The following is a 24,490-nucleotide window of genomic DNA, read 5'->3' as shown; positions in this document are numbered from 1 at the left end:
AGCTTTTTTATATGACTTTAACTAACCAAGGCTTTAATAATCTGTCCGATAAGGTAAAAAGCACCAATAATGATACAAACAATGCCGATACTAATATAACTTTGTTTTTTGCTTACGCCTTCCTTTTTAGAAGTCTGCTGATTTATGATGAGTAACACAATACCGACAATGATGAGTATGATTGAACCAATCCACATGATAAGTCGCCTCCTAATAAATATTCAGTATTGATTGCGTTGCGTGACAATGTTATCGCCCCGTTTAATATATATTTACCCGTCAGTCGCTAATAATTAACGTGTACAATGTATATTTCTATTTATACATCATGATCAGCGTTATACGTAATAATGAAATTAGTTAATATGTATTAAAATCAATAGATTGCTATGACATCCATTAATTTTTAAAGATTCATGTTAAAATATATATATTATTTAATAATTCATATATAAAGAACGATGTGGTTTATAAATATTGAAAATTATTTTGGAAGGTGTGCTAAATGGATATAAAATATGAGTATCAATTTGATATGAATGATATAGATGAAATAGTGCGCATTTATCATGGGAACCATTGGAATGGCCATAATCAAGAAGAAGTGATTACACTATTTAATACTGCGACACATGTCGTGATTGCAAAAAGAGAGGGCCAAGTGATTGGTTTCGCCAGAGCGATGTCAGATGGTGTGTTTAATGCCGCGATTTATGATGTTGTAGTAGATACCACTTATCAATCTAAAGGCGTTGGCAATAAAATTGTTCAAGAAATGGTGAATTATTTGGGGGAACTTTCTTGTATTCATCTTATCGCAACTACTGGGAATGAATCATTTTACGAAGCGCTTGGATTTCGAAAATTAAAAACTGGAATGGCTATTTATAATAATGCAAAATTAAAAGATGAGTATACTGTTTAATTCATAACAGATATACTCATCTTTTTGTTGTGTAAAGAAGATTATAAAAGATTGTGACTCACGTCCTCGTAGGCATAATTTTTAAGTAAAGAACAACCAAGTGGGTGTTGTCCATTGTCTACATAGTGATTTATTTCTTCAAGGACATCTAATATTTCATATTCTGGCGTCGTAACATCAAAAGTATATTTAAATAATTGCTTTTTGTCGGAAAGTACAGTAGCGATTAGTTCATCATTGTGCATTTTATAATTTAGTAATTGCATCGTTATCCCTCGCTTATATTATATTTCAATGCATTTGAAGCATTGATTGATGTAAATGAGAATAAATTTCAGCTCATCTTTATCTAGATTATAATAATTATAATCTATAACTGATTATACATTAAAATTTATAAAATGTAGAGGGTTTTGACTTAAAAAATCTTAGAAATTTGTAAAATTTCACATGTAAACGCATGCTTAAGCCTTTTCTTAATAATAATTATTTTAAACTGGGTGAAATGAATGAGCATGCTTGTAATCGTTAGTGTAATTTGCTACGATACAATTAATCGAATAAAGCTTTCTAGGGTTCCGCAAGGTGATTACTTTGGTCTGGTCCGAGAGAAAGCCACATATTTTTATGTGACACGGAAGGATAAAAGCCTGGGAGATAGTAATTAACACTATCTCCCAGGCTTTTTTTATTTTAAAGGAGGACATAGGAATGAATTGGATCAAAATTATTATCGCAACATTTTTTGAAGTAGGATGGGTGATTGGTTTAACCCATGCGTCATCTTGGTGGGAATGGCTGTTTACGATGATTGCTATATTTTGTAAGCTTTTATTTATTAGTAGATGCTTCAAAGGTTCTGCCTGTAGGCTCAGCGTATGCCGTGTTTGTAGGTCTCGGAACAACATGGGTTACGTTGTTTGATTTCTTGTTTTTTGGCGAACCGTTTAATGTTATGAAAATAATGTTAATTGTCATTTTACTTGCAGGTGTCATTAGCCTGAAATTAGTAACTACAAATAAAGGAGGAGAAGCATAATGGCATGAATCTTATTAGTTTTTGCAGGTGTCTTTGAAATGTTAGGTATAAATTTTTAAAATGCATATGTGCATCATCGTCAAAAACGAGATGCTATAGGACTCATTTTCTTTTTTGCTGTGAGTTTCATGGCATTATCTACCGCAATGATGTACCTTCCGATGAGCACAGCGTACGCAATCTGGACAGGTATTGGTGCAGTAGGTGGCGCAATTCTTGGGATGATCTTTTATAATGAATCTAAGGATATTAAAAGAGTAGTATGTATTTTAGTGATATTGGGAAGTACGATTGGTTTAAAATTAGTGAGTTAAAGTGAAGGACAATTTGGTAAATATTATACGGTCAAAAATGTGATGCGGTATTATTCAATTTTCAAGTTTATATAGGACGTGAGGGATCTCGAAACACAGTATTGCAGTGTAGACAATCTACGTTTATATAAAAAAAGACGACACATCCGTGTCGCCTTAAGAGTAATATGTTCATGAATATAAAAGACTAGTAGTCGGTTTCCAACTACACCTTTAATATATCATATCTAGTAATCAGGCTTCAATAAAAATGTAATATTGTCACATAAGCATTCATTTTTTACTGAAATCATATGAGTTAAAATAAAAAACTGTTAATTACGATATTGCGGGGATATTTGGTAACTGATGCCTGAAGTACAAAGGTGGGATGTAGTCTATGGAAGGTTTGGCAGCATTTATTATCATAACATTAATGATTATTATTGTTCCGGGGCCGGATTTCTTTGTCGTAATGAAAAATTCGATTACCTCAGGAAAAGGTAATGGCGCTATGGCAGCCTTAGGTATTACGTCAGGTCATGTAGTTTATTCATTGTTAGCTGTGTTTGGTATTATTTTTATACTGGCTAATATGTATTATGTCTTTGTGACAATTAAGATTTTAGGTGCTATATATCTTATATATCTAGGAATTAGAAGTATCATCAGTGCAAGACAAAGTATGAACTTTTCAACATCTCAGTTGAAAGCACAGCGTATTACTTATTTAAGTTCATATAGACAAGGTTTTTTTAGTACGATTTTAAATCCCAAAGCATTACTTTATTATATCAGTATATTGCCGCAATTTTTAAGTACTGGTGAAGCTGTTACATCTCAAATTGCTATATTAACTGCAATTGTGACCACAGTTATTTTGCTCTGGTTTATTTTCTGTGTTTATATTTTTCAATATATTAAGCTATTGTTTACGAATAGAAAAATAAAAGCAATTTTTGATTATACGGTTGGCGCAATATTGATTGGCTTATCACTTAATCTGCTATTGAGTAAAAGTAGTTAAATAGCATGTATGAACGTCTGAGACATTACTTGATGTGTTGGACGTTTTATTTTATCCCATTTTAAATTACAAGTTACCATAGTCATAAATAAACAAAATAATTTAAATTGTAGATAATTGTTTTTAAAACTCTTTTGAAATATTCAAAATTTATCTACACAATAATCTTGTTAGTTATTTATAATATTAAAAGAGAGAGGGGGAATAAACTTTTGAAAAATATATTTAATCCATTACAGAGGCTTCATTTCTATGCAGCGTTATTTATTACGCCGCTACTGATTACGTTAACAATTTCGGGCATTGGGTTTCTGTTTTTCCAAGAAGTAGAAAATAATATTTATAAGACAGAATTTTTCGGTGATAGTCCTGTAAAAGAACATCAATCACTTAATCAGGCAGTCGATCAAGTAGAAGATAAATTTGATGGTTTTTACATAAGTAAAGTTAGTATTTTAGAAGAGCCTTATAATAGTAGAATTACATTAGATGATATGGCAGGGAACCAACGTTATGTTTTTCTAGATCAAAATAATCAAATTGTTGCTGATCAAAATGCAAAACATACGTATGCGAACGTTGTACGAAATATACATAGCTCATTATTTACTGAAAATACTTTTATTAATTACTTGGTAGAACTGACAGCGTGTTGGACTGTTTTCATGATATTGTCTGGAACGTATATGTTAATTAAGAAAAAATTAATTACAAATAAAAGTAAGCGATTAAGATTCCAAAAATGGCATGCTACACTTGGGATTATCATTGCCATACCGGTGTTTGTGCTTGTATTGACTGGCTTGCCATGGTCTGGATTTATGGGGGCTAAAATTGCGAGTGTTATGGATAATTCTGGAGAGTTGGGACAGTCAGAATTGGCTGTTAATCCACCTAAATCAGATGTGAATGAAATACCTTGGGCAACACGTAAAAATAAGCAACCAGAGTCTGAGAGCGGATCTGCGCATCATGGTAGTGGTGAAATGCCAAGAACAGATATTGAAAAACAAATTTCGATTGATAAAGTTGTTGCAGAAGCACAAAAAGATGGCATTACGAAGCCATTTTCAATTGTTTATCCAACGAGTGAAGAAGCGGCATTTACAGTTTCGAAAGGTAGTAATACAGGTGTGACAGGCTTAGACGTGTCACCTTACGATGAACAGACGTTATATATAGATCAATATAATGGTAAAGATTTAGGTAAGGTGAAATATCAAGAGTACGGCATAATTGGTAAATGGTTCACATGGGGTATTCCTCTGCATGAAGGTCATTTGTTCGGTATTGCCAATAAAGTGATTAACTTGCTTGTATGTATCGCATTACTTGCTGCGGTAGGACTGGGTCTAACGTCTTGGATTAAGAAAATGAAAGCAACGCAAATTAAAATACCAAAAAGAGTTAAAAAGCCAATGTCTATTCCATTGGTTATCATACTGGTTATATTAGGGATATTGATGCCATTATTTGGTTTTTCTCTTATTATCGTTTTCTTAATAGAGCTATTGCTTTATTTTAAGGATAAAAAGAATCGATAGTGCACGAACGGAATTTTACTGCTTTCAGACTGTCGACAAAGTCTCCGACTTTGTTGGCAGTTTTTTTATGCACACTTTCCGCGGCACTGCCTTAGCCTGTAGTCTTTGGCTAGTGCTATTCCCACAGGAGTCGACATAAATCACTGTCAATAAAATATTGACTTGATTGCATAGGTGAGCCTACGAGAACTCTATTAGAAAATTTGATTTCTGCCCCACTCTCATTCTGTATTAAAAATAAGACTAATAATTAAAATAGATAAACTCCGCGCATATACTTGCGCAGAATTTGTCTACATTCAAAAAGCAGGGAGGTCTCTATGAGCCTCCCTGCTTTTTGTGTAGTAATCACATTAAATGTATAGATTACATTTCCATTTCATGTATTTTCATCATTAAACCATGTGGAATATCGTCGTGTTTTACAACTTCTTGTTTATAGAATGTTTTGCCGTCATCTTTAGAAACTAATTTAACAAAGTCACCTTTTTTAGGTTTGAAATCGTCATTTTTATTGTCTATTTTAACGTTTTTAGTCACGAGACCATCTTTTTCACTGACTACTTTTTCAGCAGTTGTACTATCTGACATATAGCCATAATATGTGCTCTTTTGACTCGATGTAATCATAAAGATGGTGAAGACGACACCAATAATGACTAAAATACTAATGATAGAAATTGTTAATTTTTATTCATATACTCTGTCTCCTTTTATGTTAAGCATAAAGGATTAAAGTAAATTCGTATATAACCTTTTAAAATGTTGCTAATTTTGTCAAAAAATAAATTGCTATTCAGTTTAGGGATGGAAATAAGCGTGTTCAGAGATCAATACTCTGACACCACGATAAATATTTTTGATCGTATACCAAACGGTTATGACGAATAAAATAATTGCCACTGTAATCATTATCACACTGGTAATGGTAGAACTATTATTGATTAAGACGCCACCAAATCCAATGCTGAGAATTAAAAGTATCGGTCCAATATACGTTATAATATGATAAGCTAACGATTTAGCTGCGTGGTTAGAAGTAGGTCTATCAGCAAAAATCCATATAAAAATAGGTAATATGATTGGTGCAAAAAAGATACTAAAATAACTCAGTGCTGCGAGAACGCGTTCTCCTTGTCTACTGTTTTGTATAACTCTGTCATTCATTTGTATCACCTCATTTAGTATACTAAATGAGGTAGTTTCAAAAAATATAGAGTAAAAGCTTAACATGACAGTATTGTTAGTTAATCCAATTGATTATGGTAATCATGCGCATATGCATACGAAAAGAGAGGATGGTTAATATGAAAATATATTTGGTAAGACATGGTGAGTCACAATCAAATTATGATAAGAAACAAGGGAAAAATTATTTTTGTGGACAATTAGATGTACCACTTACTGAGAGAGGCACATGGTCAGCTCAATTATTACAGAGCTATTTTGACAAAAAAGCAATAGATCATATTTATATTTCGGATTTATTACGGACACGTCAAACTTATAATGCGATATTTGATAAATCGATTCCGGCAAGCGTGACCCCTTTGTTAAGAGAGCGTTCGCTTGGTGTTTTTGAAGGTAAAATTGTTGAAGCAGTGGAACAAAATTCATCTTATACACGCTATTTTGAAGATCAAAATTATCTTGAATTTCGTCACAGTTTTACGCAAAAGGCGCCAGAGGGAGAAAGTTATGCGGATGTTATGGAACGTGTTAAACAATTTTTTGAAAATGAAATTGATGATTCACTCGATTCCATTGCTATCGTAGCACATCAAGTTGTTATACGTTGTTGCTTCGTATATTTAGGATATGATTCGGAAGCTACAGTGATTGATAGAAAAATTGAAAACTGTGTACCTTATGAACTAGAAAAATAGCCATTAACATAAAAAGCCTGAACTACGACATCGTCGGTTCAGGTTAATATCTTTTAGCTGCTGTTAAGCTATCATGAAATCCTTGGAATAGCGTGTTGAAATTGTCTAAAAAACTTCCGACAATTACGGCAAGTATGACGTAAGTTACACTAAGTGCGATTGTTTTATAAGAAACAACGCCATATTTTTCTTTCTTCTCAAAGAGATTAAAAGCTATGAAGATAGCAGCCATGGCACCTATTAAAATTGTTAATATCATAAAGGTGTTTCTCCTTAAAATTATTACTTGATTGGCTGAGCTTCGATTCATTTGTTCTTTAACTTATAAATAAGCATAACAAATGTTACTTTGTGAAAAAAAGGGATATCATATTAAAAAAACTTACAATTAAGTAAGGTTTTTTACAGAAATAAGTCATAGACCATGGTTAATATGGATATAAATAGGCTTGAGCCCTTTATAAATATGAAAAGGCGTCATGTAATCTCTTTGTAACTTAACCGAATATTTTGTAAATACTTAGGTAGCGACAGAGTTGGAAAACATATCTAAACTATAAGTTTGTCACTTATTTGTCGACGGCGTCAGATTTAATGCCTTTATCTTTTAAGAATTTTTTGATTTTATCTTGTTGTTTCCCGTTAACATCTCCAGCATATTTTGTTGGTACATCTGCAACATTAAGTTTGTTTTGTGGCTGGTAATCTAATTGCTCAATGTCTTCGTCAGCATTTTTGATTGTACTATTTAAGGCTGTAAAGTAATTAACGATTCGATCGAGGTTTTCTTCATACCCATCTGGGAATTTGTTGTTTTTTACGAACTTTTTGAAACGCACATCATTTTTAACTGAGTTATGTGATAGTTCGGATAAACGTTTTGCTTGTTTATCGGTAATCTTTGTATCTGTACCTGTTTGCTTATCTAATTGGTATTGGATTAGATACTTATTGTCTATAATATCTGAGTTCACATCTAGATATTTTTTAATTGCTTTTTTAGCTTCTGCTTCGCTTAGTGTTTCGCCACTTTTGTCAGAATTAAAGATGTCTTGTTCAGTAATTGTTTTAACATTTTTAGGTGCGTTTTTTCCACTGTAACCTTTGTCATCATCGGATTCATCATTTGAACATGCTGCGAGTATCACAGTTAGCACTAAGACCAATGAGAGTAATATACTTTTTTTCATAAATAAAAACTGCTCCTTTAAAAATAATCATACGTATATAACAAACTAATGAATGTATAAACACGTTCTTAAAAATTATAACTTAAGTGTATCATGTAGTGCTATTTATTTGAATGATGTATTAAATAATAAAACGCACAATCTTTTGAACAAAATATAAAAGAAAAGAGATGAACTTAGTAATTTTAAAAATATTCATTAGAATTTCATAATAAAATGTTACTTAGATATGTGCTGTATTTCAATTAATCATCAAATAAGCTATATGATGTGAAAAAGCATATGGGAGATGAATACCTCTAGTTGACACGGTGATTCGTTTTACAATGAGATGTCAGTCATTTCCTTATGTGAAAAAGTCTTAATTTTTGGGCATTCATATATTGTAGTGATTTTGTAATTTGCTGACGCCGTGGGGAAATAGTATGAGTGAGAGACTATAGATTTGAACCAGATTTTAGGCAAACATGGACGGTCTAAATAGTGAGATTTTAAATATAAAGAGGAGCCTAAAACATCTATTTATGTCTCAGACTCCTCTTATTTGAGAATGGGGGGATTTATATCTCAAATTTTTAATTTTCAGTGACGATAATGGGTATTACTAATGTCTGATAATATAATCAAAAGCATTTAATGCTGCATTAGCACCTGCGCCCATTGAAATAATAATTTGTTTATTGCGATCATCAGTGACATCGCCTGCCGCAAATATACCTGGGATACTTGTCGCATTCGTGCGGTCTACTTTAATTTCTTTGGCATCATTTAGTTCTACATAATTGTTTAACCACTCTGTATTAGGTAGTAATCCAATTTGTACAAAGATACCTTCTAAATCTAGAGTATGTTCCTCACCTTGTGCCTTATCCTGATATTTAATACCAGTCACTGCATCGTCTCCAAGTACTTCGGTTGTTTGAGCATTTTTAATAACTGTTACATTAGGTAAGCTGTTTAAACGTTCCTGTAAAACATTGTCTGCTTTAAGGTTAGCGTTACGTTCAAGTAATGTAACATGTTCAACGATGCCAGCTAAGTCGATTGCAGCTTCGACGCCTGAATTTCCGCCACCTATAACAGCGACATTTTTATTTTCAAATAACGGGCCGTCACAGTGTGGACAGAATGCAACACCTTTATTGATTAATGCTTCTTCACCTGGGACTTCTAGTTTACGCCAACGCGCACCTGTTGAAATAATAACCGTCTTACTCGTCAATTGAGCACCATTATCTAATGTTACGACAATACCGTCATCCGTTTTTTCAATATCACTGGCACGAATACCTGTCATGACATCGACATCATATTGCTTGATATGATCTTCTAATGCAGATGAGAATTTAGGCCCATCTGTTTCTTTAACAGTGACAAAGTTCTCAATGGTAGCTGTATCGTTGACTTGACCACCAATACGGTCTGCGACGATACCAGTACGTAAACCTTTACGTGCAGTGTAAACTGCAGCACTACCACTTGCAGGACCACCACCGACAATTAATACGTCGTATGGTGCTTTATCATTAAATTCAGCTGGATCTGCTTGGCTACCAAGATTTGCTAAAATATCTTGGATCGTCATGCGTCCATTTCCAAATTCTTCGCCATCTAAGAAAATAGCGGGTACTGCCATAATATTTTCAGATTCTTCTCTGAAAATAGAGCCATCTATCATTGTATGAGAAATATTTGGATTTAATAAACTCATCAAATTTAATGCTTGAACTACGTCGGGACATTTTTGACACGTTAAGCTAATATACGTTTCAAAATGTAGTGGACGATCGATTGCTTTAATTTGATCTATAATGGCTTGTTCTTCTTTTGGTGGACGACCACTTACTTGTAACAAAGCAAGAACTAGAGAATTAAATTCATGACCCATTGGTAAACCAGCAAAAGTAATGCCTGATGTTTCATTAGGTTTATCTACTGAAAAGCTTGGTGTACGTTTCAAGTCAGATGCTTCTATAGTAATGTAATCGGACGCGGCAGATACTTCATCTAAAAGTTCTTTCAGTTCTTTAGATTTATCATCTGAACCAAGGCTCGCTTTTAGAACTACGTCGCCTTCCATCAATTGAAGTAATTGTTGCAATTGTGATTTAAGCTGATTATTTAGCATTTAAATCAATGCCTCCTTAGATTTTACCTACTAAGTCAAGACCAGGTTGTAATGTTTCTGAACCTTCTTCCCATTTTGCTGGGCAAACTTCGCCTGGGTGTTGACGTACATATTGTGCTGCTTTGATTTTGTGTACTAATGTGCTAGCATCACGGCCGATACCGTCAGCGTTAACTTCTGCTGCTTGTACAACGCCATCTGGATCTACGATAAACGTACCACGTTGTGCAAGTCCTAGTTCTTCATCTAATACATCAAAATTGCGTGTGATTGTTTGAGAAGGGTCACCAATCATAGTGTATTGAATTTTACTAATTGCATCTGAATGATCATGCCAAGCTTTGTGTACGAAGTGTGTATCTGTTGATACAGAATATACGTTGACACCTAATTCTTGTAATTTATCATATTGACCTTGTAAGTCTTCTAATTCAGTAGGGCATACGAATGAAAAGTCTGCTGGGTAGAAGCAAACAACACTCCATGAACCTTTTAAGTTTTCATCTGAAACTTCGAAGAATTCATCCTTTTGTGGATCGTATGCGTTAGCTGTAAATGGTAAAATTTCTTTATTTATTAATGACATAAAAATATCCTCCTATTTAATAATGTATTTTCAATTAGAATTAAGTAAGGGTAGATTTTTCTGTTTCTTAATTATAATAATTCTAATCTTCGTATTCTATTATTGCATTTCCCTCATTATTCGTCAACACAGAAGAATTTTGAGAAAACGCTTAAAAAAACCACTTTGACTCTGTGTTTCAGTATACAATCAAAATGTATTTTTACATTAAAATCGAGCGTTATACTTTATAAAATAACGCTGTATAAATAATAAATAGCCTTTAAATTCTCAACTAAAACATGAAAATGAGAAGAAAGGCTATTTAAAAAAAGTATATTATTATTGGGTGCTGATTAAATTCATATAGATGAATATTTACGTGCTTATGGTCTGTTCATATTTTATAAGCTATATAGCAATCAATGATTTCATTGTTTAGACGGATAGCAGACTGTCCTGAGCGGTGTTATTCAATTTGTTAAATAAAATAACGCAACATCCACCAAATCATGCCCGCGATCGGGAAGAATAGCCACCAGTGTCCAGCTAAAAATTCCCAACCATTCATGCCTCTTTTTTGATGATGATACGATACAGGATCTTGATATGTTTCAATGATTGTTTTTTTAAACTGTTTGTCGCCTTTGATTAGTTCGTCTAAAGAGATATCAAACAAATCACTCATTTTAATGAGCATATCAATACTTGGATAAACTTTGTTTAATTCCCATTTTGAAATACTTTGCCTTGAAATATTCAATATCTCTGCAAGTTCGTCTTGAGACCAGTGTTTTTGTTCGCGTTTTTCTTTTGTTTTTGATCCGATTTCCATAATAATCACTCTCTTTACGAATAATTTAATATAGAGCCTTTAATGCGTCACGCACCAAATCATATATTTTAAAGCAACCTAAAGGTGCATCTGTGATTTAAAAGTATTTCATAAAAAAATATAGAAAAATTATGTATAACATATCGCAATTATTGATTGAATGATTTTAATTATATTATACCCATTAATTGGATTTGTACCGTGATATAAAATAATTTAACTATTAATAAACCATGCATGGTGCGATTTTTTTATAATGATACGATTAATCTGTATTGCAATAAGTAAGTTATTTACCTCTAAGTCTTTTAATAGTAATGAAAACGGGTAAACATAATGTAAACAAAGCAGTCGCTGTTTTGTTATGCTATGAGTAACTTTATGTAAAGAGGAGCGGTTAACATTGTCTGAGCATGTATACAACTTATTGAAGAATCATCATTCAGTTAGAAAATTTAAAAAGGAACCAATATCAGAAGCGCATATAAAACAACTGGTAGAAGCTGGTCAAAATGCATCAACTTCAAGTTATTTACAAGCCTATTCAATTATTGGTATCAATGATCCAGAAATTAAGGAAGAATTGAAAGAAGTATCTGGGCAACCTTATGTTGTTGAAAATGGCTATTTATTTGTTTTTGTAATGGATTATTATAGACATTCCATTATCAATGAGGAATCTAAACATGATATGCAAACATCATTTGAATCTGCTGAAGGATTACTTGTAGGCACTATTGATGCGACATTAGTAGCTCAAAATATTGCAGCGACAGCTGAAGATATGGGCTATGGCATGGTGTATTTAGGTTCATTGAGAAACGATGTGGAAAGAGTAAGAGAAATTTTAGAATTACCTAAACATACTTTCCCACTTTTTGGTATGGCATTAGGTATTCCAGAAGATGATGAAAATGGTAGCCCTAAACCAAGATTGCCATTTGAACATGTATTTCATGCTAATAAATATGATAGTGATAAAGATAGCCAACGTGAAACATTAAAAGCATATGATCAAACAGTGAGTGACTATTATAGTTCACGTACAAATGGCGAACGTACTGAATCATGGTCTAATCAAGTTGCTAACTTTATGAGCGCGAAGCAACGACTAGATATGTTAGAACAACTGAATAAATCAGGATTTATTAAAAAATAATTCATTGAAAAACTGAGATTTACTTATAATAATTTCAATATTTTTAATATCCTGAGATAACTCGAAAGGGGGGATTAAGTTGAATATGTTTGATAAGATTTTTAGAAAAAAATCAGATGCTTCGGAGCTTCAGAATAAAAATGAAAACTATATTTATTCATCAAATAGTAAACTCACGCCCGATGAAGCCCAACACTATTGGGAAAAGATGGCTCAAAAATTAATTGTCGGTGTTATTAATTCAGTAGATTATACGGCAGAACGCATCTTCATCTTGATCTCCTTTGATGAAAAAGACCCTACGATTGATATATTCTTCCAAATGAATGGACAGTTAAGAATCTGGAATGATTTAGATAATGAAGCGCACAAAAAGGTCATTTCAAATAGTATCGTTACTCAGGCGCCTAATATGGTTAAACAAATAAACTGTATATATAATAGTGTAGATATGAAGAGACTCGCGTATTCTCAAGTTCAATATGAATTTGAAAGTAAAGCGTGGTATCTTCACGACATTACCGAAGACAGTATAGAAGCACAATTAGAGAAAACACCTGCATTTCTAAAGTGGTTTGATGATGTGTCAAAATCAATCGATACACTGTCGCTCGATGGAAAACATAAAATCACGTGGGGACCTTTTAAACCAGAGTATTAGACGCAATTAGTGATATTAAATAAGAAGTTGATAAAAACTATAAAAAAGGTTGGAACACAACGTTCAACTATCTCTTGTGAGACAGTGAAACGAGCAGTATGTGTTCCAACCTTTTTCCATTTACTTGAATTATGACTAAACTTGCTACTCGGATTTAGTGATTAATTCAAATATATTAGTTTGTAATCTCGGCATATTCATTGTCGTTATAAGTGTCTTTGTCTAGGTTGTTTGTTAATTTTGCTGTACCTGTACCTGCAAGCATAGAGTCATTAACATTCAATGCTGTACGACCCATATCAATTAATGGTTCAACAGAGATTAAGACACCTGCAAGTGCGACTGGTAAGTTTAATGTAGATAATACAATAATGGATGCAAATGTTGCACCGCCACCTACACCAGCGACACCAAATGAACTGATAATAACGACACCGATGACAGATAATATAAATTGTAAGTTAACTTCTACACCAGCTGCTGGCGCTACCATAACAGCAAGCATTGCTGGGTAAATACCCGCACAACCATTTTGCCCGATTGATAAACCGAATGAAGCAGAGAAGTTAGCGATACCATCAGGTACACCTAAACGGTTCTTCTGAGTTTGCACATTCAGTGGTAATGATCCTGCGCTTGAACGAGAAGTGAAGGCGAACATAAGCACTTCGCCAGTTTTCTTAACAAATGTGACAGGGTTGAGACCTAAACCTGAAACAATGATTAGGTGAATGATATACATAACAATGAGTGCTGCGTAAGATGCAATCACGAACTTACCTAATGTCCAAATAGCACCAAAATCACTTGTCGCAATGGTAGATGTCATAATTGCTAAAATACCATAAGGTGTTAAACGTAAAACAAATGTCACGATTGCCATTACTAAATTATATAATGCATCGATACCACGTTTAAGTAAGTGTCCACTTTCAGGTTGTTTACGCATAACACGTAAAAATGCAAAACCGATAAACGCTGCGAAAATAACGACCGCAATTGTTGACGTTGTACGTTGACCAGTGAAATCTAAGAATGGATTACTTGGTAATAATTCTAAGATTTGTTGTGGTAATGTATTAGCAGCCATATCTTTAGCTTGGCTTGCGATTTCACTACCTCTTGAACTTTCGGCACTGCCTAAGTCAATAGATGAAGCATCTAGTCCGAATACGAGTGCTGAAATAATACCAATGATTGCTGCAATAGCAACGGTACCAATTAAGAAAATAAAAATATAAATTCCAATCTTAGCGAATTTGTCCCCAATTTTAATTTTAGTAAATGCTGAAACGATTGAAATGAAAATAAGTGGCATTACAATCATTTGTAGTAATGCAATGTAGCCATCACCAACGATGCTAAACCAATCCATGGACTGTTTAGTTACTTGTGAATCCACGCCGTAAATTAAATGAATAACGACACCAAAAACAATTCCTACCCCTAAGGCAGAGAATACACGTTTAGGAAATGATACATGTCTTTTAGCCATTACATATAATCCAACGAGGAAGGCCACAAAAATAATAATGTTAAGAATAGTTAATAACATAAAAAAAGACCTACACTTTCTTAATAATAATTTTTTGAAATCCGATACGTATACTAAGGATATTAGCAATTTCAATAATATTCAAGTCTATGACTCAAGAAATTCATGAATTTTAAATGACTTTATTTTCTGATAATTTAAAGGTAGCAAAACGATGATTTCACCGTTTAGAGAATGAAATAAAAAAACGAATTCTAAATCACATTTCTGTGATTTAGAATTCGTTTAGTTTGATAGTTAATTAGCACCATTTATTAAATAGTTTATAGATTGAATAGGCGTGCGAAGAAACCTTTACGTTCTTCTTTTGGTGTGTCATTTGCAACTGATGAAGACTGCGCATGTGTATCTTCAGTTGGCTGCGTTTGTGTGTTCGGTTTCGTTATTTCTTCATTAATAGATGAATTATCAGTAGATGATGTAGAAGTTTCATCTGTTTTGTCATCTGCTTTGACTTGTTCAGCAGAAGCCATTTCTCTTTTTGTAGCTGATGTTGAAGCATCTGTATCAGCTGTTGTCGTTTCAGTTGGTTGTTCGCTGATTTGAGTGATTTCAGATTCTTCAGTCGCAACTTGCGCAGATGATTTATCAGTTGGGTTAGAAGCAGTTGCATCAGTTGTATCAGCTACAGTTTCAGAAGTTGTAGAAGTAACTTTATCATCAGATTTTTCGTCATTGCTCGCACTCTCAGTTGAATGTTCTGTTAGCGCGTCGCTGTTATTCGTTGTTGTATTAGCAGTGCTAACATGTTCAGTTTCAACATTTGATTTAGCTAACTCAGATTGTTCTTTTTGAGAATCTTGGATAACGCTCTGTGTCGTTTTGATTTCATCTGTTGACGTTTGAATCGCTTTTAGAGATTCTGTATTTGCGTCTAATTTTGTAGTGATTTGGTTCTGCATTTCGTGTAATTCCTGTTGTTGTTGATGTACTTGGTTAATCATTTGACCAAGCATATGACGTTCATCACGCATTTTTTGAATTTCCGAACGTAAATCTTCAACAAGTTTAGAAACATTTTGATCTGTAGGTAAATGATTACCGTCATCTTTGACTAATACTTGTAAGAAGTCTTTTTCTTTTTCTAATTCTTCAAAAGCTAAATCATAACTATTTGTTTGTTTAACTTTATCGGCGATATCTTGGAATAGTTCGATATCCTCTTCTTGGAAATCTGTAGCTTCACGGCCACGGTATTCTGTTTTACTAAGTTGGTAACCGCGTTCTTCTAAATGCTGAACGATTTTACGGACTTGTTTTTCACTTAGCTCCACGCGTTGTGCAAATTCTTTGGTTAACATAGAAATAAGTCCTTTCATTAATTAATTTATGTATACCGACGTTTGTCTTCGGTCAGTGAAACGTCAGTCTTACCTCTATGTTAGTTTAAACTGTTTTAACAGTGATTTCAAGTGGTGATAACTATCGTTTGCGTAATTCCATTTGTTCAAGCAACGGATAAATAACACTTCGAGAAATTCTGTTTGCAAAAACATACTTGAGAATATAATTTGATTTCACGCTTGGTCCATAGATATCTTTTGTTAATTCAATATTTGACTTTATAAATAAATCCATAGGTTCGCCGCTCGCATAATCTTGGATATTAGGGGCTAAATAATCAATTTCATATTGTTTTTCAAAACCATGTTCATATAAAAATTGGCGTCTGTTATCCATGATTTGAACGACATCTTCAGAAATGTCTTCGGGTTCTTTAGGCACTTCCAACATAATGAAATTGACATCATGTGCATGCAGTTGATTCGACAGAATGTTTATTTCTTTTTGAATACGTTCAAGCGTTTTTGTGATAATTTCATCATGCTCGTGTTTATCTTTAGCAATTAAATAAATTAAAAAAGATGAATTTGTCGTAGCTTCATAATGCGCTGTGGCTAAACTCACTACTTCATCTGATTCAACGCCTACTAAAAAGATGTAATCATCTTTTGTACGTTCGTTTCTTAAGGACTGTTTAAAAATTTGTTCGTCTTCAGATAGACCGATATCAAATTTAGCATCATATAACTTCAATGCAGATTTAAATAACGGATCATCGATTGATGTTATTGTCTTAAACTCCATAGGTACACCCCCAAATTATTGCGTTCATTATAACATAATAGAGAAAATATGAATCGAATTGCAACTTAATTTAATTTGCAGTTAAACATAAAAAGGGTCGAGACATCAATATGTGTGTCTCGACCGACTAAATTATAAGGGCGTTATATGTTTACGTTAGTACTGCTTATACAAATGTTGTAGTATTAATCAAACAGTATCTCAGTACTTAATCTAACTTCGCAAATGCGTCTCAAAATGGTTTTGGTGAAATGAGAGTTTAAGCTGACGCCTCCAGTACCATCTTTGATTTACGTATAACGTTTGGATTATGATTTTGGTCCGTTTGTTTCTTCGGAGTAATGGCTATTACTTTTAGTTTGGTTCGTTTCGAAAGCAACGTTGGCTTTGTCGGCTTCTACGTGTGAAGTCGTATCCTTTGTAGCAACAACGAGATAATTATCGTTTAATATTTCTTTCTTATAGCGTTCTAATTCTTCTTCAGGTAGCTTGTAGTGAGCCAATACGGCTTCTTCACCGTCTTCGCCAGTTAAAATTTTAGCCATCTTATCACTGAACGAACCACTTGTAGCAGTTAGATTGACTTCAGAATCATGTAACGCATCAATGTGTAATTTTGTTTTACTAATTACGGTCATTTCCGATTCTTTATAACCCTCTGATAGTTTAGATTTTATTGCATCGATAAGATCTTCTTTGTTTTGTACAATAGTGAATTCTGACATTTAGTGTTCCTCCGTTCATTATTATATGAATTATTTTGTGTTTACCCTTAAGTTATTATATAAAACGAATACAATTACATTGTATAATGAACTTACACAACTGACAAACGATATTTTCATGCATATGTGAATGTTTTCTGAAAAAATATGAAAAAGAAGTAAAAGCTTTTGTGAAGCGTTTACAATCAATAAGTGTATTGAAAATATTGCCAAAATTTGCTATCATCAGTTAATAATTTATCTAACTCATATAATCTGAAGGATACGGCTTTAGAAGTTTCTACCATGTTGCCATTAACAACATGACTATGAGTAACCAATACAATACACTAGCGATTCAAATTGAGAAGTTATGAAAAGTTGTGAAAGAAACTAGACTTTTTAAAGCGCTCATACATATAAGCTTTGTTCATTAAGAATACTTTTTTTACATAGTTAAAGGGAAATGAATGTAAAAAAATTAATTTTAAGGACATATATTGTAATTGAAACGATGCTGCTTTGGTATTGCACGTTCACTCATAGATCCTGAAACTAAGTTAGTTTAGGATTTTTTTGTACACAAAATGAGGAGGTTTTTTTCGAGTGGATTTGTTGAAGCAGAAAGTTGAAGCAGATGGTGTTGTGATTGATGAAAAGATATTGAAAGTTGATGGTTTTTTAAATCATCAAATAGACGCAAGGTTAATGCACGATGTGGGACAAACATTTTATGAGCAATTTAAAGATGAAGGTATTACGAAGATATTAACGATAGAAGCTTCAGGTATTGCACCAGCAATTATGGCCGCGATGCACTTCGACGTACCTTGTCTTTTTGCTAAAAAAGCGAAGCCGAGTACATTGAAAAAAGGTGTTTATCAAGCAGAGATTCATTCTTTCACAAAAAATACGACAAGTACCGTTGTCGTGTCTGATGAGTTTTTAGGTGAAAATGATCGCGTATTAATCATCGATGATTTCTTAGCCAATGGTGATGCTTCACTTGGGCTAAATGAAATTGTGAAACAAGCTAAGGCTACAACGGTAGGTATAGGTATTGTCGTAGAGAAAAGCTTTCAACCAGGCAGAGAACGTTTAGAAGAAGCTGGTTTAACCGTTTCATCTTTATGTAAAGTGGCATCATTAAGTGGTAATAAAGTGACGTTTGTAGGAGACGAAGCATGAAAACGTTCATCTTAAGCTTACAACATTTATTAGCGATGTATGCAGGTGCGATACTGGTTCCTATTATTGTAGGTACTAGCTTAGATTTCACGCCAGAACAAATCGCTTTTTTAGTAACAGTTGATATTTTCATGTGTGGTGTAGCAACCTTCTTACAAGTATGGAAAGGCACAGGAACAGGACTGCCAATCGTATTAGGCTGTACATTTACAGCTGTGGCACCGATGATTTTAATTGGACAAACAAAAGGTATTGGTGACTTATATGGTTCATTATTCTTATCGGGTATACTAGTAGTTCTTATCGCACCATTCTTTTCTTATTTAGTTAGGTTCTTTCCACCCGTAGTTACAGGAAGTGTCGTTACGATTATTGGTATCAATTTGATGCCAGTTGCGATGAACTACTTAGCAGGCGGTGAAGGTGATAAACATTACGGTGATCCTAAAAATATCATCTTAGGTGTCGTTACGCTGATCATCATTTTAATTGTACAGCGTTTTACTGCTGGATTCCTAAAATCTATTGCCATACTTATTGGACTGATTGTTGGCACAGTATTAGCTGCACTCTTTGGTATCGTGGATGTTAATCAAGTTGGCACAGCACATTGGTTCTCTTTACCACAACCATTTAGGTTCTCAACGTTTAGCTTTGACTTAGGTGCAACGCTCGTATTCTTTATTGTCGCATTAGTCAGCTTAATAGAATCAACTGGTGTATATCACGCATTGAGTGAAATTACAGGTAAAAAATTGGAACGTAAAGATTTCCGAAAAGGTTATACAGCAGAAGGTATTGCTATCATTTTAGGGTCAATCTTTAATGCGTTTCCGTATACCGCTTATTCACAGAATGTTGGGTTAGTGTCATTATCTGGTGCGAAAAAGAATAAAGTTATCTATGGCATGGTTATCTTGTTAATCATTTGTGGTTGTATTCCTAAATTGGGTGCACTTGCTAATATGATTCCTCTACCAGTATTAGGTGGAGCGATGATAGCAATGTTTGGCATGGTCATGGCATATGGTGTTAGTATATTAGGTAATATTAATTTTAAGAATCAAAATAATTTATTGATTATTGCTGTATCAGTTGGACTAGGAACGGGTATAAGTGCAGTACCGCAAGCGTTCAAAGCTTTGGGTGAGCAATTTGCATGGTTAACACAAAACGGTATTGTTCTTGGCGCAATTTCAGCAATTATTTTGAATTTCTTTTTTAATGGTATAAAACAGCAACAAGATACGGAAGTTATGAAATAATGATGTTATCAAACAAATATTAGGAGGCTGTAAGCGTATGTGGGAAAATAAATTTGAAAAAGAGTCTTTAACTTTTGACGATGTGTTATTGTTACCAGCAGAATCAGATGTGTTACCGAAAGAAGTGGATTTAAGTGTGCAATTATCAGAAGGTATTAAATTAAACATCCCTGTTATATCAGCAGGTATGGACACAGTAACTGAATCAAAAATGGCAATCTCAATGGCACGACAAGGTGGACTTGGTGTTATTCATAAAAATATGAATATTGAAGATCAAGCTGATGAAGTACAAAAAGTAAAACGTTCAGAAAATGGCGTTATTTCAAATCCATTCTTTTTAACTCCAGAAGAAAGTGTTTTTGAAGCAGAAGCATTAATGGGTAAATATCGTATTTCAGGTGTGCCAATTGTGAATAATAAAGAAGACAGACAATTTGTCGGTATTATTACTAACCGTGATTTACGCTTTATTGAAGACTTCTCAATTAAAATTTCTGATGTGATGACAAAAGAGCAACTCGTTACAGCTCCAGTTGGTACGACATTAGATGAAGCAGAAAAGTTATTACAACAACATAAAATAGAAAAACTTCCATTAGTTAAAGAAGGCCGTTTAGAAGGTCTGATTACAATTAAAGATATTGAAAAAGTACTAGAATTCCCTAATTCTGCAAAAGATGAACACGGCCGCTTATTAGTTGGTGCTGCTATCGGTATTGCTAAAGATACAGACATCCGTGCTCAAAAATTAGTAGAAGCTGGTGTAGATGCATTAGTTATTGATACAGCTCATGGTCACTCTAAAGGTGTATTAGAGCAAGTTAAACATATTAAAGAAACATTCCCACAAGTTACATTAATCGCAGGTAACGTAGCTACAGCCGAAGGTACAAAAGCGTTATATGAAGCGGGTGCTGATGTAGTGAAAGTTGGTATTGGTCCTGGTTCTATTTGTACAACACGTGTCGTTGCTGGTGTTGGTGTACCGCAAATTACAGCAGTTTATGACTGTGCAACAGAAGCGCGCAAACATGGTAAAGCAATTATTGCTGATGGCGGGATTAAATTCTCTGGAGACATCATCAAAGCATTAGCGGCTGGTGGCCATGCAGTTATGTTAGGTAGTCTACTTGCTGGTACTGAAGAAAGCCCAGGGGCTACAGAAGTATTCCAAGGCAGACAGTACAAAGTATATAGAGGTATGGGCTCATTAGGCGCAATGGAAAGCGGCTCAAACGACCGTTATTTCCAAGAAGATAAAGCACCTAAAAAATTCGTGCCAGAAGGTATCGAAGGTCGTATTGCATATAAAGGTTCATTACAAGATACAATTTATCAACTTATGGGCGGCGTAAGATCTGGTATGGGTTATACAGGTTCTAGAAACTTAGAAGCATTAAGAGAAGAAGCACAATTTACGCGCATGGGACCTGCTGGACTAGCAGAAAGTCATCCACATGACGTTCAAATTACAAAAGAATCACCAAATTATTCATTCTAAGTTAAAAGGAGATAAAAAAGATATGGAAATGGCGAAAGAGCAAGAGCTCATACTTGTTTTAGACTTTGGTAGCCAATACAACCAATTAATTACACGACGCATTCGTGAAATGGGTGTATATAGTGAATTACATGACCACGAGATTAGCATGGAAGAAATTAAACGTTTAAATCCTAAAGGGATTATCCTTTCTGGTGGTCCTAACTCAGTTTATGAAGAAGATTCATTCACAATTGACCCAGAAATTTATAACTTGGGAGTACCTATTTTAGGTATTTGTTATGGTATGCAACTAACTACAAAACTTTTAGGTGGAAAAGTAGAGCGTGCCAATGAACGTGAATATGGTAAAGCCATTATTAATGCGAAGACTGATGAGTTATTCTTTGGTTTACCAGAAGAACAAAATGTTTGGATGAGCCACTCAGATAAAGTGATCGAAATTCCAGAAGGTTTCGAAGTGATTGCTGATAGCCCAAGTACCAACTATGCAGCAATTGAAGATAAATCTCGTCGCATCTATGGTGTGCAATTCCACCCAGAAGTACGTCACACAGAATACGGAAACGATTTACTTCGTAACTTTGTACGTCGTGTATGTGACTGTATAGGTGAATGGTCAATGGAAAACTTCATTGAGATTGAAATTGAAAAAATTCGTAATCAAGTTGGCGACCGTAAAGTCCTATGTGCGATGAGTGGTGGCGTAGACTCATCTGTAGTAGCTGTATTGTTACACAAAGCGATTGGCGACCAACTGACGTGTATCTTTGTAGACCATGGTTTATTACGTAAAGGCGAAGGCGACATGGTTATGGAACAATTTGGTGAAGGTTTCAACATGAATATTATTCGTGTCGATGCACAAGAACGATTCATGAGCAAATTACAAGGTGTTTCTGATCCAGAACAAAAACGTAAAATCATTGGTAATGAATTCATCTATGTATTTGATGATGAAGCATCTAAATTAAAAGGTGTGGATTTCTTAGCACAAGGCACATTATATACAGACGTTATCGAATCTGGTACGAAGACAGCACAAACAATCAAATCACACCACAATGTGGGTGGTTTACCAGAAGACATGGAGTTCCAATTAATCGAACCCATCAATACACTGTTTAAAGATGAAGTGCGTGAATTAGGTATCGAGTTAGGTATTCCTGAACATTTAGTATGGAGACAGCCGTTCCCAGGTCCTGGATTAGGTATCCGTGTACTTGGTGAAATCACAGAAGACAAACTTGAAATTGTACGTGAATCAGACGCCATTTTAAGACAGGTCATCCGTGAGGAAGGTCTTGAACGTGAGATTTGGCAGTATTTCACAGTGTTACCTGGCATCCAATCTGTAGGTGTTATGGGAGACTACCGTACATACGATCACACGGTAGGCATCCGCGCTGTTACATCGATTGATGGTATGACAAGTGACTTTGCACGTATCGACTGGGAAGTCTTACAGAAGATTTCTAGTCGTATTGTAAATGAAGTGGACCACGTTAACCGCGTTGTCTATGACATTACATCTAAGCCACCAAGCACAATTGAGTGGGAATAATCGTATAGAATGAAGTAACCCCTTAGGCATAGGCTTAAGGGGTTGTTTTTTTATGTTTTGAAATTACAAAAACCAAATTAAAATTTTCTGACCACGTATATATTACAAAAGTCGCTATCTAGCTAAAATATCCTATGTAAATAAGTAGTGACACAAATGATATGCCAGCTAATACAAAGAAGAATGCTTCGACGTAGATGCGTAGTTTAGACATCGGTTCTACATTATAATGTTTTCTTTTATGATTATGGTGTTTGAGTGTTAATTTCATACCGATATAAGTATAAAGAATAACAAAAATAATTCCCAAGACAATCGCAATTGGTATTGGTAAATGCATGAATAGCCACCTTTTTTATCTAAGCGTAGCATAAAGATAATATGTTGTTAACAATACAATAAACATCTGTTTAAAAAGTGATTAAGTAAAATTGGTGAAAAATAACTATTAAAATAGCCGTTTTCAAAAAACTATTATGGATAGTTTTAATGTTGAATACAATGTAAATGGATTAGAAATATGTTATTGTAAACTTAATAATTTGATAAGAGGGGTTGGCTGCTGTTATGAAAAAGACTATTATTGCTACATTTGCCGTGAGTCTATCAGTTCTATTAGCAAGTTGTAATAACGAAGCTTCAGAAAATAACGAACCTAAAGAAAAAAGTGAAAATACAGATAACACGAGCAACTCAGATAAAGACAAATCGGAAAATAACAAAGACAACAGCAAACAAAATGAACAAAAAACAGAGCAACAAAATACCAATACAAACAATGATGGACGTAATCAGTCTGCTCAAGACAAGAATGAAACAACTGATGAAGACGAAGGTGCTTTAAATCAATACAATAATGAAGAAATTGAGTATGCTCGCGTGTGGAATCAACTAGGACCACTGAAAAATAATATGGATGGTATGGATTCATTAAATGTAGAAAAATTGCCAAAAGGTTCTAAAGTAAATCCACAAGCTGAGGACAGTGCTGTCTTTAAAGAAGACGTTGTAAAATTAAAAGCTCCTATGCGTGTAGGTGGTTCAGTGACATATAGTAGCAATGGTGATGGGTCAATCAATGTATATAAAAATGTTCCATATGATTGGCGTGATTCAAGGACTGATGCAAATATGAAAGAAGCAACAACAAAAGCGATTGAAGAGAATGTTGAAACGGTCACGATTAATCAAGGGGATGACCAGACAATCGCAGATTTAGCTGGAAAAATTAAGTACAGCAATTAATTTAAAATCGCTTTAGATGGGGTATACAGTTTTGTTTGGAAAAGTATAAATTTTAATGAGGTATGGCAAGAAAGCTTAACCATTAAGGTTATTAATTCAAGGCGAGTGATTAATTAATAGTAAGT

25 protein-coding genes, 2 pseudogenes and 2 riboswitches are annotated in these 24,490 nt (G+C 34.0%); of the genes and pseudogenes, 13 read left to right on the top strand and 14 right to left on the bottom strand.

Going from position 1 to position 24,490, the window contains the following annotated elements:
* Positions 1-17: 17 nt before the first annotated feature.
* A complete protein-coding gene (locus tag SSP_RS11815) occupies positions 18-197 on the bottom strand; it encodes a hypothetical protein (RefSeq protein ID WP_002484285.1) in 180 nt (59 codons plus the stop codon).
* A 308-nt stretch (positions 198-505) separates the two neighbouring features.
* Between SSP_RS11815 and SSP_RS11810 the strand changes: the two genes are divergently transcribed.
* Positions 506-925 (top strand): GNAT family N-acetyltransferase, encoded by a 420-nt coding sequence (locus tag SSP_RS11810; RefSeq protein WP_002484284.1) that lies wholly within the window; start codon positions 506-508, stop codon positions 923-925.
* Positions 926-966: 41 nt separating this feature from the next.
* Here SSP_RS11810 and SSP_RS11805 read toward each other — a convergent pair whose 3' ends face one another.
* Entirely contained in the window at positions 967-1,191 is a 225-nt protein-coding gene (locus SSP_RS11805; protein WP_011303942.1) for a hypothetical protein, read from the bottom strand.
* Between the two features lie 293 nt (positions 1,192-1,484).
* A riboswitch (guanidine-I (ykkC/yxkD leader) is annotated at positions 1,485-1,584 on the top strand.
* 52 nt (positions 1,585-1,636) lie between these two features.
* On the opposite strand from SSP_RS11805, the pseudogene SSP_RS11800 reads away from it, so the two are divergent.
* The 4 genes and pseudogenes from SSP_RS11800 (at position 1,637) to SSP_RS11780 (ending at position 4,828) form a co-directional block, all read left to right on the top strand.
* A pseudogene (locus SSP_RS11800) lies at positions 1,637-1,964 on the top strand (DMT family transporter).
* A gap of 38 nt (positions 1,965-2,002) precedes the next feature.
* Positions 2,003-2,278 (top strand): annotated as a pseudogene (locus tag SSP_RS11790) (DMT family transporter).
* Between the two features lie 379 nt (positions 2,279-2,657).
* Positions 2,658-3,284: a LysE family translocator gene (locus SSP_RS11785; protein ID WP_011303938.1), complete on the top strand. Its 627-nt coding sequence runs from the start codon at positions 2,658-2,660 to the stop codon at positions 3,282-3,284.
* A gap of 212 nt (positions 3,285-3,496) precedes the next feature.
* Complete coding sequence (locus SSP_RS11780; RefSeq protein ID WP_011303937.1) at positions 3,497-4,828, top strand: PepSY-associated TM helix domain-containing protein; 1,332 nt, start codon at positions 3,497-3,499, stop codon at positions 4,826-4,828.
* A 366-nt stretch (positions 4,829-5,194) separates the two neighbouring features.
* Here the strand turns inward: SSP_RS11780 and SSP_RS11775 are convergent, their stop codons facing one another.
* On the bottom strand, positions 5,195-5,509 hold the full coding sequence (locus SSP_RS11775) for a DUF4889 domain-containing protein (RefSeq protein ID WP_041784850.1): 315 nt from the start codon (positions 5,507-5,509) through the stop codon (positions 5,195-5,197).
* 120 nt (positions 5,510-5,629) lie between these two features.
* Positions 5,630-5,995 (bottom strand): DUF4870 domain-containing protein, encoded by a 366-nt coding sequence (locus SSP_RS11770; RefSeq protein WP_011303935.1) that lies wholly within the window; start codon positions 5,993-5,995, stop codon positions 5,630-5,632.
* Positions 5,996-6,135: 140 nt separating this feature from the next.
* Between SSP_RS11770 and SSP_RS11765 the strand changes: the two genes are divergently transcribed.
* Positions 6,136-6,714, top strand: coding sequence for a histidine phosphatase family protein (locus SSP_RS11765; RefSeq protein ID WP_011303934.1), 579 nt, complete (start codon positions 6,136-6,138; stop codon positions 6,712-6,714).
* Positions 6,715-6,757: 43 nt separating this feature from the next.
* On the opposite strand, the gene SSP_RS11760 is transcribed toward SSP_RS11765, so the two are convergent.
* From SSP_RS11760 to SSP_RS11740, 5 genes are all read right to left on the bottom strand, one after another.
* On the bottom strand, positions 6,758-6,973 hold the full coding sequence (locus SSP_RS11760; protein ID WP_011303933.1) for a hypothetical protein: 216 nt from the start codon (positions 6,971-6,973) through the stop codon (positions 6,758-6,760).
* Positions 6,974-7,283: 310 nt separating this feature from the next.
* Positions 7,284-7,904, bottom strand: coding sequence for an NDxxF motif lipoprotein (locus tag SSP_RS11755; protein ID WP_011303932.1), 621 nt, complete (start codon positions 7,902-7,904; stop codon positions 7,284-7,286).
* Positions 7,905-8,508: 604 nt separating this feature from the next.
* On the bottom strand, positions 8,509-10,032 hold the full coding sequence (gene ahpF / locus SSP_RS11750) for an alkyl hydroperoxide reductase subunit F (RefSeq protein WP_011303931.1): 1,524 nt from the start codon (positions 10,030-10,032) through the stop codon (positions 8,509-8,511).
* 16 nt (positions 10,033-10,048) lie between these two features.
* Positions 10,049-10,618, bottom strand: a complete 570-nt coding sequence (ahpC, locus tag SSP_RS11745; RefSeq protein ID WP_002484274.1) for an alkyl hydroperoxide reductase subunit C — start codon at positions 10,616-10,618, stop codon at positions 10,049-10,051.
* 460 nt (positions 10,619-11,078) lie between these two features.
* The gene (locus tag SSP_RS11740; RefSeq protein ID WP_011303930.1) at positions 11,079-11,432 is read right to left on the bottom strand and encodes a helix-turn-helix domain-containing protein; all 354 of its coding nucleotides are present in this window, start codon (positions 11,430-11,432) and stop codon (positions 11,079-11,081) included.
* A 403-nt stretch (positions 11,433-11,835) separates the two neighbouring features.
* Between SSP_RS11740 and nfsA the strand changes: the two genes are divergently transcribed.
* Together nfsA and SSP_RS11730 are read left to right on the top strand one after the other, a co-directional pair.
* Positions 11,836-12,591, top strand: coding sequence for an oxygen-insensitive NADPH nitroreductase (gene nfsA, locus SSP_RS11735; protein WP_011303929.1), 756 nt, complete (start codon positions 11,836-11,838; stop codon positions 12,589-12,591).
* 85 nt (positions 12,592-12,676) lie between these two features.
* Positions 12,677-13,252, top strand: a complete 576-nt coding sequence (locus tag SSP_RS11730; protein WP_011303928.1) for a hypothetical protein — start codon at positions 12,677-12,679, stop codon at positions 13,250-13,252.
* A gap of 175 nt (positions 13,253-13,427) precedes the next feature.
* On the opposite strand, the gene SSP_RS11725 is transcribed toward SSP_RS11730, so the two are convergent.
* The 4 genes from SSP_RS11725 to SSP_RS11710 form a co-directional block, all read right to left on the bottom strand.
* A complete protein-coding gene (locus tag SSP_RS11725; protein WP_011303927.1) occupies positions 13,428-14,807 on the bottom strand; it encodes an L-cystine transporter in 1,380 nt (459 codons plus the stop codon).
* 263 nt (positions 14,808-15,070) lie between these two features.
* A complete protein-coding gene (locus tag SSP_RS11720) occupies positions 15,071-16,108 on the bottom strand; it encodes a hypothetical protein (RefSeq protein WP_011303926.1) in 1,038 nt (345 codons plus the stop codon).
* Positions 16,109-16,229: 121 nt separating this feature from the next.
* The gene (locus tag SSP_RS11715; RefSeq protein ID WP_011303925.1) at positions 16,230-16,895 is read right to left on the bottom strand and encodes a hypothetical protein; all 666 of its coding nucleotides are present in this window, start codon (positions 16,893-16,895) and stop codon (positions 16,230-16,232) included.
* Positions 16,896-17,203: 308 nt separating this feature from the next.
* Positions 17,204-17,620, bottom strand: coding sequence for a general stress protein (locus SSP_RS11710; protein WP_011303924.1), 417 nt, complete (start codon positions 17,618-17,620; stop codon positions 17,204-17,206).
* Positions 17,621-17,846: 226 nt separating this feature from the next.
* Positions 17,847-17,949: riboswitch (purine riboswitch) on the top strand.
* A 256-nt stretch (positions 17,950-18,205) separates the two neighbouring features.
* On the opposite strand from SSP_RS11710, the gene xpt reads away from it, so the two are divergent.
* The 4 genes from xpt to guaA are packed head-to-tail and all read left to right on the top strand — an operon-like array spanning position 18,206 to position 23,120.
* On the top strand, positions 18,206-18,787 hold the full coding sequence (gene xpt, locus SSP_RS11705; RefSeq protein ID WP_002484266.1) for a xanthine phosphoribosyltransferase: 582 nt from the start codon (positions 18,206-18,208) through the stop codon (positions 18,785-18,787).
* Positions 18,784-20,052, top strand: a complete 1,269-nt coding sequence (gene pbuX, locus SSP_RS11700) for a xanthine permease PbuX (RefSeq protein WP_002484265.1) — start codon at positions 18,784-18,786, stop codon at positions 20,050-20,052. The genes xpt and pbuX overlap by 4 nt, the downstream gene beginning before the upstream one ends.
* A 37-nt stretch (positions 20,053-20,089) precedes the next feature.
* Entirely contained in the window at positions 20,090-21,556 is a 1,467-nt protein-coding gene (guaB, locus tag SSP_RS11695; protein ID WP_002484264.1) for an IMP dehydrogenase, read from the top strand.
* A gap of 22 nt (positions 21,557-21,578) precedes the next feature.
* Positions 21,579-23,120 (top strand): glutamine-hydrolyzing GMP synthase, encoded by a 1,542-nt coding sequence (guaA, locus tag SSP_RS11690; protein ID WP_011303923.1) that lies wholly within the window; start codon positions 21,579-21,581, stop codon positions 23,118-23,120.
* Positions 23,121-23,238: 118 nt separating this feature from the next.
* Here the strand turns inward: guaA and SSP_RS11685 are convergent, their stop codons facing one another.
* Complete coding sequence (locus tag SSP_RS11685; protein WP_011303922.1) at positions 23,239-23,460, bottom strand: hypothetical protein; 222 nt, start codon at positions 23,458-23,460, stop codon at positions 23,239-23,241.
* Between the two features lie 227 nt (positions 23,461-23,687).
* On the opposite strand from SSP_RS11685, the gene SSP_RS11680 reads away from it, so the two are divergent.
* Positions 23,688-24,365, top strand: coding sequence for a hypothetical protein (locus SSP_RS11680; RefSeq protein WP_011303921.1), 678 nt, complete (start codon positions 23,688-23,690; stop codon positions 24,363-24,365).
* Positions 24,366-24,490 lie beyond the last annotated feature (125 nt).

Origin of the sequence: Staphylococcus saprophyticus subsp. saprophyticus ATCC 15305 = NCTC 7292 (genome assembly GCF_000010125.1) — a bacterium.
GTDB lineage: Bacteria > Bacillota > Bacilli > Staphylococcales > Staphylococcaceae > Staphylococcus > Staphylococcus saprophyticus.
This window is presented reverse-complemented; position numbering and strand designations above follow the sequence as displayed.